The sequence below is a fragment of the Vibrio sp. 10N.261.51.A4 genome (assembly GCF_041471945.1).
GTDB classification, from domain to species: Bacteria; Pseudomonadota; Gammaproteobacteria; order Enterobacterales; family Vibrionaceae; genus Vibrio; species Vibrio crassostreae_C.
Map to the genome: position 1 here is coordinate 127882 of NZ_JBFRPJ010000012.1, position 14590 is coordinate 142471.

Annotated in this window: 13 protein-coding genes; 2 read left to right on the forward strand and 11 right to left on the reverse strand. The window is 45.5% G+C overall.

Features of this window, described 5'->3' with window-relative positions:
* Positions 1 to 23 precede the first annotated feature (23 nt).
* Positions 24 to 887 carry a protease HtpX gene (gene htpX / locus AB4384_RS04220; RefSeq protein ID WP_029235495.1) on the reverse strand — a complete coding sequence of 288 codons (864 nt, stop codon included), beginning with the start codon at positions 885 to 887 and terminating at the stop codon, positions 24 to 26.
* A 277-nt stretch (positions 888 to 1164) separates the two neighbouring features.
* Between htpX and AB4384_RS04225 the strand changes: the two genes are divergently transcribed.
* On the forward strand, positions 1165 to 1332 hold the full coding sequence (locus AB4384_RS04225) for a hypothetical protein (protein ID WP_017060256.1): 168 nt from the start codon (positions 1165 to 1167) through the stop codon (positions 1330 to 1332).
* A 114-nt stretch (positions 1333 to 1446) separates the two neighbouring features.
* Here AB4384_RS04225 and bioD read toward each other — a convergent pair whose 3' ends face one another.
* The 4 genes from bioD to bioB are packed head-to-tail and all read right to left on the reverse strand — an operon-like array spanning position 1447 to position 5181.
* Positions 1447 to 2130: a dethiobiotin synthase gene (gene bioD, locus AB4384_RS04230; RefSeq protein ID WP_029405464.1), complete on the reverse strand. Its 684-nt coding sequence runs from the start codon at positions 2128 to 2130 to the stop codon at positions 1447 to 1449.
* Complete coding sequence (bioC, locus tag AB4384_RS04235) at positions 2127 to 2930, reverse strand: malonyl-ACP O-methyltransferase BioC (protein ID WP_017072119.1); 804 nt, start codon at positions 2928 to 2930, stop codon at positions 2127 to 2129. Before bioC ends, bioD begins: the two co-directional genes overlap by 4 nt.
* The gene (gene bioF / locus AB4384_RS04240; RefSeq protein WP_102319769.1) at positions 2931 to 4142 is read right to left on the reverse strand and encodes an 8-amino-7-oxononanoate synthase; all 1212 of its coding nucleotides are present in this window, start codon (positions 4140 to 4142) and stop codon (positions 2931 to 2933) included.
* Complete coding sequence (gene bioB / locus AB4384_RS04245; protein WP_102319768.1) at positions 4129 to 5181, reverse strand: biotin synthase BioB; 1053 nt, start codon at positions 5179 to 5181, stop codon at positions 4129 to 4131. Before bioB ends, bioF begins: the two co-directional genes overlap by 14 nt.
* A gap of 159 nt (positions 5182 to 5340) precedes the next feature.
* Here bioB and bioA point away from each other — a divergent pair, with 159 nt between their 5' ends.
* Positions 5341 to 6618, forward strand: a complete 1278-nt coding sequence (bioA, locus tag AB4384_RS04250; RefSeq protein ID WP_102319767.1) for an adenosylmethionine--8-amino-7-oxononanoate transaminase — start codon at positions 5341 to 5343, stop codon at positions 6616 to 6618.
* Positions 6619 to 6742: 124 nt separating this feature from the next.
* Here bioA and AB4384_RS04255 read toward each other — a convergent pair whose 3' ends face one another.
* From AB4384_RS04255 to lrp, 6 genes are all read right to left on the reverse strand, one after another.
* Positions 6743 to 7009, reverse strand: a complete 267-nt coding sequence (locus tag AB4384_RS04255) for a DksA/TraR family C4-type zinc finger protein (protein ID WP_017060251.1) — start codon at positions 7007 to 7009, stop codon at positions 6743 to 6745.
* A 221-nt stretch (positions 7010 to 7230) separates the two neighbouring features.
* Entirely contained in the window at positions 7231 to 8538 is a 1308-nt protein-coding gene (serS, locus tag AB4384_RS04260; protein WP_017060250.1) for a serine--tRNA ligase, read from the reverse strand.
* A 142-nt stretch (positions 8539 to 8680) separates the two neighbouring features.
* Positions 8681 to 10036 carry a replication-associated recombination protein A gene (locus AB4384_RS04265; protein ID WP_017060249.1) on the reverse strand — a complete coding sequence of 452 codons (1356 nt, stop codon included), beginning with the start codon at positions 10034 to 10036 and terminating at the stop codon, positions 8681 to 8683.
* A 64-nt stretch (positions 10037 to 10100) separates the two neighbouring features.
* Positions 10101 to 10697, reverse strand: coding sequence for an outer membrane lipoprotein chaperone LolA (lolA, locus tag AB4384_RS04270; protein ID WP_017060248.1), 597 nt, complete (start codon positions 10695 to 10697; stop codon positions 10101 to 10103).
* A 75-nt stretch (positions 10698 to 10772) separates the two neighbouring features.
* Positions 10773 to 13931: a DNA translocase FtsK 4TM domain-containing protein gene (locus tag AB4384_RS04275; RefSeq protein ID WP_372128944.1), complete on the reverse strand. Its 3159-nt coding sequence runs from the start codon at positions 13929 to 13931 to the stop codon at positions 10773 to 10775.
* Between the two features lie 163 nt (positions 13932 to 14094).
* The gene (lrp, locus tag AB4384_RS04280) at positions 14095 to 14589 is read right to left on the reverse strand and encodes a leucine-responsive transcriptional regulator Lrp (protein ID WP_004734558.1); all 495 of its coding nucleotides are present in this window, start codon (positions 14587 to 14589) and stop codon (positions 14095 to 14097) included.
* Position 14590 lies beyond the last annotated feature (1 nt).

Genomic DNA, 14590 nt, shown 5'->3' on the forward strand with positions numbered 1-14590 from the left:
AGCGACTGAAGAATACGTAGCGATTACATGTTACGTAGAGAAGCAATACGCTTGTCTAGCGGCGGGTGGCTCATTAGAAGCTCTGTTAGAGACTTCTTACCGTTGATACCAAATGCCATCATAGAACCTTCTAGTTGTGGCTCATGGCTCACCTTTAGGCGCTCTAGCGCTGCAATCATCTTCTCTTTACCTACTAGGTTCGCTGCACCTGCATCGGCATGGAATTCACGATGACGGCTGTACCACATCGTAATGAAGCTTGCTAAGAAACCAAATACCAATTCCAACACCATAGACACACCGAAGTACACCATCATGTTGCTGCCACCCTCTTCTTCGTTGTCATTCGACGCAACAATGTTGGCGATGAAACGAGATAGGAAGATAACGAACGTGTTCACTACACCTTGCATTAACGTCATGGTCACCATATCACCGTTCGCGATGTGGCTCACTTCATGCGCTAATACTGCTTCAGCTTCATCACGCGTCATGTTGTGCAGCAGGCCTGTTGATACTGCTACCAATGAATCGTCACGCTTAGCACCTGTCGCGAATGCGTTGATGTCTGGCGAGTCGTAGATCGCCACTGTTGGCATACCAATACCAACTTGTTGAGATTGACGGCTTACCGTCTCCATCAACCAATGTTCTGTTTCGTTACGTGGGCTTTCAATGACCATGCCGCCTACCGAGCGTAGCGCCATTTTCTTCGACATCATTAATGAAATGAATGAGCCGCCAAAACCAAATACCGCAGCCATCACCAATAAACCTGAGAGGCTACCGGGTTGCATACCTGTAACTGCGTATACAACATTAAGAACAACACTTAGTACCAATACAACCGCTAGGTTAGTTGCAAGGAACAACATTACTCGCTTCATTACTTATCTCCGCATGAAAGCTGTTTTTATAAAACTTATTGTTATAGACAAGGCAGACAGCAATAGATTCCAACCTTGAAGACTTATACTTACTTATACATATAGTCTTAGATTAAGAAAACAAGGTTAAGCATTAAATTGCAACATTTGATTACGAGACCATATCCGAATTAAATCCACTCTATTAGACCTAAGTCGTATGGTGTCGATATAACAATCCGTTTACAGTGACTGCAGATGATTTATTGGCTAGTCCATGTACAAAAAGGAAAGGATCATGGTTGAAGGTACTAACACTCAAATGGCTATCGATTTACTGTGCTGTCACCTAGGGATTACTGAAGAAGAAGCGAAAAAGCAGGTTGGAATCCTAACACCGCAAACGGCACAGACAAAAATCACAGAAACTCAGCAAGCTTTAATGGGACTGACTAAAGAACATTAGTTCTAAGCTTGTTTATTAAAAGACCGGTTGTTTATCAACTCAAGGTCTAAAGGCTTAAAATAGCAAAAGGGCTGCAATCGCAGCCCTTTTCTTATTTAGTACATAACGTGGTAATTAAAGCGCAAGCAAAGGCTGCACATCAATGTACTTACCAATGTTTTTAGACTTCGCTTTTGGGACGTAAGGGATTTCACCTAACTTAGGTGCACCTAACTTATCTTCAAGCATCGCAATAATATCTGCGTAGTGCTCAGTACCTGGATTGATACGGTTTGCGACCCAACCTACTAGGTTTAGGCCATCAGCACGAATCGCTTCTGCCGTTAATAGAGCGTGGCTCAAACAACCAAGTTTAATACCCACAGTCAGTACCACTGGCAGTTGCTCTTTTTTAACCCAGCTAGAAAGATATTCATCGTCTGAAACCGGGACTCGCCAACCACCAGCACCTTCAACTAACACGATGTCAGAGTTTTGCTTATGCTCTTCCAGCTTCGCTGATAATACCGCCTCATCAATCACCACGCCGTCATGCTTTGCAGCGATGTGAGGCGATGACGGTAGCAATAGTGCATACGGGTTTACGTCTTCGTAAGCAATATCTTGCGTCGCCGCTTCTTGAAGATGCAGTGCATCACTATTACGTAGTCCTTCAGGGGATTTTTCACTCCCTGCAGCAACTGGCTTGTAACCAATTGTTGATAAATCTTGTGCGGCCAAAGCTTGAAGAATCGCTTTTGAAACCACAGTTTTTCCCACTTCGGTATCCGTACCCGCAATGAATAATGCATCAATCATAATTGAATAACCCCTAAACAAACTTGATATGTTGCTGGTAAGAAACCTTGATGGTTCTTAAACTCTCGATATTCCCGATCAACAAGCTGCAACATGCGACGACTTGTTAAACCTTGTGAGCGACCACTTACGTGATTAGCGCCGATACCTTTAAGGTCGCGCATCAGTTCAAACGCAGTGTCGTACCAAACGGTGATGGTGGGCAAGTCTAGTTGATGAACGGTACAGCTAGATTGCGCTAACGCAATTTTTACCTGATTGATTGTAATAAAATGGTTAACGTGTTGATGTGCATCAATTTTGGACCACGACTTTTTCAGTTCAAACAGTGACCCATCAAGCAAAGTTGAGAAAATAACACGCCCACCAGCCGCTGTAACACGCTTCATCTCTCTCAAAGGCGACGACAAATCGTCACACCATTGCAACGCAAGGCTAGAGAAAACGATGTCAAAACACCCATCTTCAAACGGCAATTGTTCGGCATCGGCTTGTTGATATAAAGATACAGATGCACCACACCGCTTCTCTGCTGTTGCTAGCATTCCAACAGAAAGATCAGCGCAAACCACTTCGGCGCCTCGTTTTACAAGTTGCTCGGAGAAATAGCCAGTACCACAACCTAGATCCAGCACCTTAAAGCCTGACAGATCGCTGGGTAATTTATCCAGTAATCGGTGGCCAACATCGCGTTGAAATTCAGCGTGTTTGTCATAGGTTGTTGCCGCTTTACCAAAGGCTTCGGCAATCGCACTCTTATCTTGGCCAACGTAATTATGCACTACTGCTTCTTGTGACATTTACTGAGCCTCTTTATTTGATTCAAAGCTTGGATGGATACCCGGTTCAGTGCTTAAGTCGATGTTTCGTTCAATGGCTTGATGCAACGACCTGGCTAACTGGAGAATCTGTTTTGGGCTATGGTTAGCTGTTAACGTGATTCGTAATCGAGCAGTTCCAGCAGGTATGGTTGGCGGCCTTATTGCGGTCACCCAAACTTGGTTTTGCTTTAACTCTTCAGCTATTGATAATGCCGCTTGTGCTTCACCTATCACAAATGGCTTAATCGGAGTCTGAGTATCCACAAAGCCTTTCAAGCCGCTCACCTGCTCTGCATAGAGAGACCCTAACTCAGTCAGCTTTTCTCGGCGCCACTCTTGAGTTTGAGTCATCTTACAGGCATGAGATAAAGCCACCGCTTGTGAAGGTGGCATCGCCGTCGAGTACACATGATGACGAGCAAACTGAGTTAAGTAATCACCCACTTCTGACGAACAAAGAATCGCAGCACCAGAAAGGCCAAATGCTTTGCCAAAGGTCACCACCAAAATATCGGGGGAGATTTGTGCTGCACTGCAACTCCCAGCTCCTTTATCACCTAATACACCGATACCGTGGGCATCATCAACCGCCAACCAACTGTCGTATTGATGAGTCAGGTTAGATATCTGGCTGAGAGGCGCTTGATCGCCGTCCATGCTGAATACGCCCTCAGTGACGACCAAGGATTGTGGAGATCGGCTTAATAACGACTCTAGGTGCTGCGTATCGTTGTGCTTAAAGCGTTTCATGGTTGCAGGACAAAGCATCCCCGCTTCCATCAAAGAGGCGTGGTTAAGTTTGTCTTGCAGCAGAGAGTCGTCTTTTTCGAGCAGAGAAAACAACAAGGCTTGGTTCGCACTGAAACCAGAACTAAAGAGAATGGCACGTTCAAAGCCCAACCATTCACAGAGTTGAGCTTCTAAATTTCGATGGGCAGGACTAAAACCCGTGACCAATGGCGATGCCGCACTGCCAGCACCATAAAGGGAAAGCCCCGCTTGCCACGCCTCTACCAATTCAGGGTCGTTCGCCAAGCCTAGGTAATCATTACTCGAAAAATTAATAAAGCGAGAACCTTCGCAATTAAGCAAAGGACCATTACTGTTTTCGAGCACTTTAAGTTGACGAGTTAGCCCCTGCTCACGGCGTTGAACAAGGGCATCTTTGATACGGGATTTAAACAGTGGCATCGTAGAACATGTCATCTTTCGTTGGACGAGCAGCAACGCGCTCCACTACTTGATCTAACAGTTCGTTTTCTTGAATTTCATCAGGCTTCTGAGCCACTTGTTGGCTGTTGATGCCTAACTTCTTAAACAGCTGCATGTCCGTGTCTTCATCTGGGTTTGGCGTAGTCAGTAGCTTACAACCGTAGAAGATAGAGTTCGCGCCAGCCATGAAGCACATCGCCTGCATCTGTTCATTCATATTCTCGCGACCTGCAGATAGACGAACCGCTGACATTGGCATCATGATACGAGCAATCGCAATCAACTTAATGAAGTCAAAAGATTCAACATCATCGACGTTTTCCATCGGTGTGCCTTTCACTTTCACGAGCATGTTGATTGGCACACTCTCAGGGTGTACCGGAAGGTTCGCTAGCTCTACCAGCAGGCCTGCACGGTCATTGGTACTTTCGCCCATACCAATAATGCCACCAGAACAGATCTTCATACCGGCATCACGTACGTGAGATAGCGTATCTAAACGATCTTGGTAAGTACGAGTGGTGATGATGCTGCCGTAAAACTCGGGAGACGTATCAAGGTTATGGTTGTAGTAATCCAAGCCTGCACCCGCTAACTCGCCAGCTTGATCAGGGGTTAACATGCCTAGTGTCATACAGGTTTCTAGACCCATACCTTTCACACCTTTGATCATATCAGTCAAGTGAGGCATATCGCGTTCTTTCGGGTTTTTCCACGCCGCGCCCATACAGAAACGAGTCGAGCCCGCGTTCTTGGCTTTTTGCGCCGCATCCAAAACACGCTCTACTTCCATTAGGCGTTCTTTGTCGACATCCGTTCGGTAGTGAGCACTTTGAGGACAATACTTACAGTCTTCAGGACAAGCACCAGTCTTAATCGATAGAAGCGTACTCACCTGCACGTGGTTGTGCTCTTGGTACTGTCTATGAACCACTTGAGCTTCAAACATTAAATCCATAAACGGTTTTTCAAGCAGTGCTGTTACTTCAGCAACTGTCCAGTCATGACGAACTTCCACGTGTCGATCCTTTTTTATTATTTGATGTTTCATCTCTATCAATAGAGATTGCATTTATGCTTGGCTAGTCTACCGACAAGCTTTAGACTGTCAACACATTGATAATATCAAAAGTTTACATCTGGTTATTTTTTAATCACACCAAGAATGGAAGTTACTATGGATCTCGCCTTTGATCGCCAGCATATCTGGCATCCCTACACATCAACGTTAACACCTCTGACCTGCTACCCAGTCACCAACGCAGACGGTGTTTACCTAGAATTAGAAGGCGGAAAACGAATTATTGATGGTATGTCATCTTGGTGGTCAACCATTCACGGCTACAATCATCCAGAGCTAAACGCTGCAGCTCATAGTCAAATCGATAAGGTTTCACACGTTATGTTTGGTGGCATCACCCACCAGCCCGCTATCGATCTATGTAAGAAGCTTTTGAATCTCGCGCCAAGTAATCTTGAGCATGTATTTTTGGCCGATTCAGGTTCAGTTGCCGTAGAGGTTAGCCTCAAGATGGCATTGCAATATTGGCACGCTAAAGGACAACCTCGTTCAAAGTTCCTCACACTAAGAGATGGCTACCACGGTGATACCTTTGCGGCGATGTCAGTGACCGACCCTGACAATTCGATGCACAGCCTCTACAAAGGCTTTTTGCCGGAACATATTTTCGCTGATTCGCCAAAAACAGGCTTTTGGGATGAGTGGAACTCAAGTGACATCGATAGTTTTCGAGAAAAGCTGGCAGCACACCATCAAGAAGTCGCAGCGGTGATCTTAGAGCCTATCGTTCAAGGGGCTGGCGGCATGCGCATCTACCACCCTGAGTTCCTAAAACAAGTTAGCTTGCTGTGTGATGAATTCAACGTATTGCTGATCTTGGATGAGATTGCGACCGGATTTGGCCGCACAGGGGAACTGTTCGCTTGTGAGCATGCCGATGTTCAACCGGACATATTATGCGTAGGCAAAGCTTTAACTGGTGGCTATATGACATTGTCAGCGACGCTTGCGAGTAAGGAAGTTGCTGACACGGTATGTGGTGGTGAAGCAGGCTGCTTTATGCATGGGCCAACCTTTATGGGCAACCCATTGGCTTGCGCAGTCGGTGCGGCAAGTTTATCCATCATCGAGCAAGGCCATTGGAAAAATCAGACTCAACAGATTGAACAGCTCTTTTCTGAGTTGTTACCACCGTTGCGAGAACATGAACTGGTTAAAGACGTGCGTTGGTTAGGCGCTATTGGCGTCGTTGAAACTCACACACCCGTCGATATGGAAGCCATTCAAGCTCACTTTGTAGAGCAAGGCGTTTGGATCCGTCCGTTTGGTAAGCTAATTTATATGATGCCTCCGTTTATTATCAAACCACAACATATTGAGCAATTGGTCGCTGCTATCGACACTGCATTACAAAATACTCATTGCTTTAAATAAGGCGTTTATTGCTCTAAACAAGAGCGACGATTATTTCTATATATCTTCATTAATAAATCATTTAATTAAACTAAAAGGCCTTACATAAAAGTAAGGCCTTAACTGCTTGAAGGTAACCGTCAGTTTAACGTAATTGGCTATCTTTACTTGCTCGACGGTTAAACAATGAATGTCGATGTGCGTCATGCTCTAATATTGACTGACATTCTATACACAAACGAACGCCTTTGATCGCGCGTCGTCTTTGTTCCGGAATCTCATCACCACACTCATCACAATAACGCAAACCCTCACCACCTCGAAGGTTTCCTCTTACACGAGAGATCTCATCATCAATGGTATTTTGTATTTGCTGGCTGACACTATCGTCACCAGCCCATCCTACGGCCATAAGCCCTCCTCAGTATTTGAACGAGAAAATCTATACCTACCGCGGTAAGAGCATATTATAGCCACATTTAAGGATTGTAATAATTATCAAAATCAATAAAACACTATTACACATAGGTAACAAAAATTATTTATTTCTCGCCACTGCACTATTCTATAGGCAATAAAAAACCCAGCCTGTTGGCTGGGTTTTATAAGTAACCTAATGCTTAATCAATCTAATTAACCGATGTGCGTTACGCCGCCCATGTATGGTTGAAGTACTTCTGGGATAGCAATACGGCCATCTGCTTCTTGGTTGTTCTCAAGGATAGCAACCATAGTACGACCAACAGCAAGACCAGAACCGTTTAGTGTGTGTACAAGTTCAGGTTTTTTCTCGCCTTTACGACGGAAACGAGCTTGCATACGACGCGCTTGGAAATCCCACATGTTTGAACAAGAAGAAATCTCACGGTAAGTCTCTTGTGCTGGAACCCATACTTCTAAGTCGTAAGTTTTCGCAGAACCGAAGCCCATGTCACCTGTACATAGAATCACTTTACGGTAAGGAAGCTCTAGAAGTTGAAGTACTTTCTCAGCGTGGCCAGTTAGCTCTTCAAGCGCTGCCATTGAGTCTTCTGGCTTAGTGATTTGTACTAATTCAACTTTATCGAATTGGTGCATACGGATAAGACCACGAGTGTCACGACCATAAGAACCCGCTTCAGAACGGAAACACGGCGTGTGAGCTGTCATCTTAAGTGGCAGTTCAGCTTCATCAGTGATCGTGTCACGAACCATGTTCGTTACCGGTACTTCCGCAGTAGGGATAAGCGATAGAGTCTTAAGAGGTACGTCACTTACTTGCTCAGTTAGCGGGCTTGTGTGGAACAAGTCTTCGCCGAACTTAGGAAGTTGACCAGTACCGTAAAGGCTATCGTGGTTCACTAGATACGGTACGTACATTTCTGTGTAGCCGTGCTCATCAGTGTGAAGGTCCAGCATGAACTGAGCAATAGCACGGTGTAGACGTGCAAATTTGCCTTTCATCACGATGAAACGAGAACCCGAGATTTTAACTGCGCTAGCAAAATCAAGACCGCCAGACATTTCGCCAAGATCGACGTGATCTTTCACTTCAAAGTCGTAAGTCTTAGGTTGACCCCAACGAGAAACTTCTACGTTATCGTCTTCATCTTTACCATCTGGCACTTCTGCATCAGGTAGGTTAGGAATAGACATTGTGATCGTTTCTAGCTCAGATTGAAGATCAGCCAATGCTACTTTAGCTTGGTCTAGTTCTGCGCCTAAGTTGCCTACTTCTGCAAGGATACGCTCAGCTTCTTCATGGTCGCCTTTTGCTTTCGCTTGACCAATGGACTTCGATCGAGAGTTACGTAACGCTTGTAGCTCTTCAGTTTTCATCTGAAGGGACTTACGTTTTTCTTCAAGTTCACGAATTGTCTCTACATCAAGGGTGAAGCCTCGACGTGCTAATTTTGCCGCTGTTTCATCCAGCTCAGCTCGAAGTAATTTAGAATCCAGCATTGCTAATCCTATGCTTTAGTTATTTGAATATTCAGTAGCTTGCTACTGAATCACTGCTAAACCCCTAAAACTGGTGTTATTTCGACCAATTTATAACGATTTAATTGAAATTTTATGACTAGGTAACGATATCCAAAAAAGACTACTTTTCATAGCGTTTTTGTGGGCTTTTTGCGTCCAAATCCGCCAGATAATCTAGCTTCTCGCCAATTTTGGTCTCTAAGCCTCGTTTTGTTGGGAAATAGTATTGCTTCTCTCCCATTTCAGGAGGCAGATACTTTTCACCAGCGGCGTAGGCTCCTGGTTCGTCATGAGCATAACGGTATTCTTGCCCGTAGCCCATGTCCTTCATCAAAGTTGTCGGTGCATTTCGCAAATGATGCGGCACTTCATATTCAGGAAGATTGTGAGCATCTGTTAACGCTTGCTTCCACGCGGTGTAAACGGCGTTACTCTTTGGTGCACATGCGAGATAAACAACCGCCTGAGCAATCGCACGCTCCCCTTCAGCAGGGCCAATGCGCGTGAAGCAATCCCAAGCCGACATCGCTACCTGCATGGCGCGAGGATCAGCGTTACCGATATCTTCAGAAGCAATCGCCAGCAAGCGTCTAACGATATACAAAGGATCACAACCCGCAGCAATCATTCGTGCTGACCAGTACAAGGCCGCATCAGGGTTTGAGCCACGAATTGACTTATGAACCGCGGAGATTAGGTCGTACCAAATATCACCCTTGTTATCGAAACGAGCGACTTTCTCACCAGCCACTTCAGCCAACAACTGCAAGGTTATCGCTTTCTCGCCTTTATCGTTGTCTTCTGCCATGTCATACAGCAGTTCAAGGTAGTTAAGCGACATACGCGCGTCGCCGTTAACCAGTTCTGCAAGGCGATCTAAAACATTATCAGCAAAATCAACAGGCACATCACCTAACCCACGTTGCTTATCTTCAATCGCTTGGCGAATGACAAGAGAAATATCATCTGTGTTCAGGGACGTCAGTTTGTAGACACGCGCACGTGACAACAAAGCGTTGTTCAGTTCAAAAGATGGGTTTTCTGTCGTCGCACCAATAAAGGTCACGGTGCCATCTTCGATATGAGGCAGAAAAGCATCTTGCTGACTTTTGTTAAAGCGATGGACTTCGTCCACAAACAGGATGGTTCTGCGCCCTGCTTGCTTGTTCTCGCGCGCTTTTTCAATTGCAATACGAATGTCTTTTACGCCCGAGGTTACCGCCGATACGCGTTCCACTTCAGCATTCGCATAGTTTGCTGCAACTTCGGCTAACGTCGTTTTACCGGTGCCCGGAGGCCCCCACAAAATCATCGAGTGGATATGGCCCGCTTCCAACGCTCTGCGAAGTGGTTTACCTGGGCCTAATATATGCTGCTGACCGATGTACTGTTCGACAGTTTCCGGTCTCATACGAGCAGCAAGGGGACGAAAATCTTCGTCCCCCGCAAAATCTAAGCTGTAATTACTCAATTGCAATCTCTTGATTCGTTGATGGCATTAATGCCTATCGACGTACTACCAAACGATCTGCTTGTTTAGATCAGTTTCTTTGGTCGTCGACCTCGACACCTTCCGGTGCCACAAAAGTAAAGCGGTCTGCTGCAGGTTTACCCAAATCAACATTGCTAAAGGTAAACTCACCTTTTTGACCGTCTTGTTCAATCACATTAAAGCCCTGAACAATGCCCTTTTCGGTGATATTAATCTGGAAGTCACCCTGATTAGAATCGACAGCAGTTGGCGTTAGCGTGAATTGGTTACCCGTTTGCGCCACATTATAATTATCCCAATCACTTTCTTGGTTACGTGTAAGCAGGACAAAAGGTGTCTGTGATGTCGCTTGCTCTTGCCAATAAATGCTCACTTGCTCAATGAACGGGCTGTAGTACCACAAGCTTTGGCCATCAGATACCAACAAGTTTTCATCAGGGAACGTGGTCTCCCAGCGGAACAGGCTTGGGCGTGCAATCTCTACCGTGCCCTCACCTTCCATAACAACATCACCATCAGGGCTGGTCACGACTTGTTTAAAGTCAGCGCTGAAGCCTGCGTTTAATGCCAAGCGGCTACTCAACTCTTCTTTCGGAGAAGCAAACACTGAGAAGCTCATAAATAAAAGTGCGAATACTTTTTTCATCAATAATCCTGTTAGAACATAAGTCGGTCATATTTTCGATTTGACCGACTGAATAGTTATGAGTTCCTACCGGAACTAATCTTTTGGTGGCGCTGGTGCTAAGACTTCTCGGTTACCGTTATGACCTGGAGCACTCACAATGCCTTGAGCTTCAAGCTGCTCAACAATTCGTGCCGCACGGTTGTAGCCAATCTTAAATCGACGTTGTACGCCAGAAACTGAACCACGACGTGAATGGACAACGTGTTCTACCACTTGATCAAACAGTGGATCGACTTCTTCATCGCCTTCCATCTTCTCACCCGGTAACAGTGTTTCCGGGGTTTGGTCGCCGTTCGTAATCTCTTCAATATAGTTTGGCTTACCGCGTGCTTTCCAGTTGTTCACTACCGCGTGTACATCATCATCAGATGCAAACGCACCGTGTACACGCGTTGTGTGGCTTGAACCCGGTGGTAAGTACAACATATCACCCATACCCAATAATGATTCTGCACCACCTTGGTCAAGAATAGTTCTTGAATCCGTTTTGGTTGATACCGTAAAGGCAACACGAGTTGGGATGTTTGCTTTAATAAGACCAGTAATAACATCCACCGAAGGACGTTGAGTGGCTAAGATCAAGTGAACACCAGCCGCACGCGCTTTCTGCGCCAAACGTGCAATCAGTTCTTCCACTTTCTTACCGACTACCATGATTAAATCGGCGAATTCATCGACGACAACCACAATATAAGGCAGTTTTTCCAACAATGGTGCTTCAGGGTCCATGCTGTCGCCCGGCTTCCACAGTGGGTCATGAATTGGGTGACCCGCTTCCGCGGCCATCTTCAATTTGTCGTTGTAGCCTTTGATGTTACGAACACCTAGAGCCGACATCAGTTTGTAACGACGTTCCATTTCACCTACACACCAACGAAGGGCGTTAGACGCATCTTTCATGTCAGTCACAACTTCAGACAATAGATGTGGAATACCTTCATAGATAGATAATTCCAACATTTTCGGGTCGATCATGATGAAACGAACTTCTTCTGGTGATGCCTTGTAAAGCATACTCAAGATCATCACGTTCACACCCACAGATTTACCAGAACCGGTTGTACCTGCAACCAGAACATGTGGCATCTTCGATAGGTCAGCAATAACTGCTTCACCAGCAATATCTTGCCCTAGAACAACGGTCGTTGGTGACTTCGCTTCTTGGAACTGAGGGCTGCCCACCACATCGGAGAAGAATACGGTTTGACGGCTCATGTTCGGCAATTCCAAACCAACATAAGGTTTACCCGGTATTACCTCGACGACACGTACTGCCAATGCAGAAAGCGAACGAGCTAAGTCCATAGAAAGGCCAGAAATACGGCTTACTTTGACGCCAGGAGCCAGATCGAGTTCGAATCGAGTGATGACAGGACCTGGGAAAATATCAACCACATCAGCTTTAATCTTGTAGTCCGCTAGCTTCGATTCAACAAGACGAGCGATCGCCTCTAGTGCATCGCGGTCAATAAAGGTTTCACGTTTTTCAGGGTGGAACAACAACTCAAGCGTTGGCAATGGTTCGGCCGGTTTCGGTAAGTTAACATCTTGCTGTACCAGGAACGGGTTTTGTGTCGCCGCCACGTTCGCTTGTGCCTCAGAGACAAGGCTTTGGAAGGCTGCAACATCTTGATCTTGGTGAAGAGGCTCTTCTTCTGTTACCTGTTCCCAAGGAAGATCAACCGTTGGCTCTTGAGTTTGTTCGTTTGATTGCTCAAATTCTGAATTATTTTGTTGGTTAACTAAAGACTCAGATTGCTCTGCATTATCTTCTTCAGTCGATACAGACTCGAACTCTGTAGACTGTTCATAACTTTGTTCTTCAGCCACATCAAACGGTGATGCTTGTACTGAGAAATCGTCTTCGCTTGGTTCTTCTGGTTCACCCATTGGCGAAGCGTATAACGATTCAGGTTGAACATCTTCCGTATCGAATTCACTCTCAACTTCTGGAGTGCGATCAACTTCTGAAGTGCTATCGACTGCTGACTCAGCACTTTCAAGGCCAATGTCAGTAGGGACAACTTCTGGTTGGTCGTTCTGCATGTATTGTTGGTACGCAGCCTGAGATTCGTGAGCATCCGTCTGATCTTGCTCAGCGAGATCATCTTCATACATAGCGGCATTTTCTAGCTGCTCGATAGTGGCATTAAGCTGCTTCGAGCGCTCAATACCTTCTTCTAACGGTTCTTCTGGCGCTTTGTAAACAGGTGCTACAGGGATCGACGCAGGTGCAACTTGAGGTTGGCGCTGAACCTGAGGTTCTTCTTGTTCTGAAGCTTCTTGCTTCGCTGGCGCCTCAACAGGCATGTGAATATTGTAATGGCGCTTCGGTGTCGCAGCGCTCTCTAGCGCACTTGCAGCCGCATCTGACGAATCATTGGTCGCAGAAAAGCTCATTGCAGGATCTAGTGGATCATGCTCTGTTGATTCTTTGTTATCTTCTAAAGCAGTAACATCACGGTAACTCGGTTCTTGATGACGTTCTTCGATTAAATCGCGGTCTGCTGATTCTCTTAGCTGAGGCTCTAGTAGCTCTTGATCTTGGCCACGAGCCTTATTAACAGCAGACGTGAAGAATTTGATGGCACATTCACCTAACCATTCCACAATGCTTAACCAAGAAATACCAGTTAATAGAGTAAAACCAGCGCCCCATAAGAAAAGAAGAACCAGCGTACTACCAAGAACATTCAACGTCGGAAGTGCAAGGCTTGTTAAGACGTCACCCACGACTCCACCTGATGAAAAGTACCAGATGTCGTCAAAGTTAATATCCGCTAGACCACAACTAGTAAGGATTAGGATAGTCAGGCCAAGTAAGCGAGTGCCCCACAGCATGAAGTCGATCTGCTCGTCTTCATTACGTTTGCGGAATAATACCCACGCAGCAACCGTCACCAAGATAGGCAAAGGGTAAGCCAAAGAACCAAATACGAAGAAAAGTGTATCCGCCAACCAAGCACCTAGATAACCACCCGCATTTTGAATGTCACCACCCCACGCCGTTTGCGACCATGATGGGTCAGCTGGACTAAAAGTTAATAACGCAACGGCAAGTAGAATAGAGAAGAGAACACCGAGAATCAGGCTGCACTCTTTGAGACGTTGAGAACCACTCAAACGAGGAGACTGAGGCTCTTCACTCGTTTTAATGATTGTTTCTACTTTATTACTGCTCTGCTTGAACATAAACCAACTTAATAATTAAACGGGATAAAAACATCTCGAGCGGCAAAAGCCGCTCGTTTCAATGAAACTACTGTTGATTTAACCATATCAAACAGAAAAACCCAATTCCAGAAAGCAAGAAAGCGGAACAAATGTCCGCTTTCTTTCATTTCACCAATTGTGACTAACGAGTTTTAATCACAAGTTGATTAGTTTGTTTCACTTCTTCCATTACAACGTAAGTTCGAGTGTCGTTTACGCCCGGTAGACGAAGTAACGTATCACCCAGTAGCTTACGGTAAGCACCCATATCAGATACACGTGTTTTTAGAAGATAGTCAAAATCACCCGACACTAAATGACACTCTTGGATGTCATCCAGTTTCTGCACAGCGGTGTTGAATTGTTCGAACACATCTGGCGCACCACGGTTCAACGTAATTTCAACAAACACTAAAAGTGAAGCATCAAGGTACTGTGGGTTCAGCAATGCTGTGTACCCAGTAATGTAACCTTGACGTTCTAAACGACGAACACGTTCAAGACATGGAGTTGGAGAAAGTCCTACTCGTTTTGAGAGTTCAACGTTTGAGATACGACCGTCTTTTTGCAACTCATTAAGAATGTTGCGGTCAATACGATCTAGTTCCTTGGACGGCTTCTTATAATTGTCTGCCATT

Coding starts and splice junctions, on each gene's coding strand:
- bioC (WP_017072119.1), bottom strand. CDS start 2,930: ATGTCACAAGAAGCAGTAGTGCATAATTACGTTGGCCAAGATAAGAGT.
- AB4384_RS04275 (WP_372128944.1), bottom strand. CDS start 13,931: ATGTTCAAGCAGAGCAGTAATAAAGTAGAAACAATCATTAAAACGAGT.
- AB4384_RS04225 (WP_017060256.1), top strand. CDS start 1,165: ATGGTTGAAGGTACTAACACTCAAATGGCTATCGATTTACTGTGCTGT.
- htpX (WP_029235495.1), bottom strand. CDS start 887: ATGAAGCGAGTAATGTTGTTCCTTGCAACTAACCTAGCGGTTGTATTG.
- serS (WP_017060250.1), bottom strand. CDS start 8,538: ATGCTGGATTCTAAATTACTTCGAGCTGAGCTGGATGAAACAGCGGCA.
- lolA (WP_017060248.1), bottom strand. CDS start 10,697: ATGAAAAAAGTATTCGCACTTTTATTTATGAGCTTCTCAGTGTTTGCT.
- bioA (WP_102319767.1), top strand. CDS start 5,341: ATGGATCTCGCCTTTGATCGCCAGCATATCTGGCATCCCTACACATCA.
- bioD (WP_029405464.1), bottom strand. CDS start 2,130: ATGATTGATGCATTATTCATTGCGGGTACGGATACCGAAGTGGGAAAA.
- lrp (WP_004734558.1), bottom strand. CDS start 14,589: ATGGCAGACAATTATAAGAAGCCGTCCAAGGAACTAGATCGTATTGAC.
- bioF (WP_102319769.1), bottom strand. CDS start 4,142: ATGCCACTGTTTAAATCCCGTATCAAAGATGCCCTTGTTCAACGCCGT.
- AB4384_RS04255 (WP_017060251.1), bottom strand. CDS start 7,009: ATGGCCGTAGGATGGGCTGGTGACGATAGTGTCAGCCAGCAAATACAA.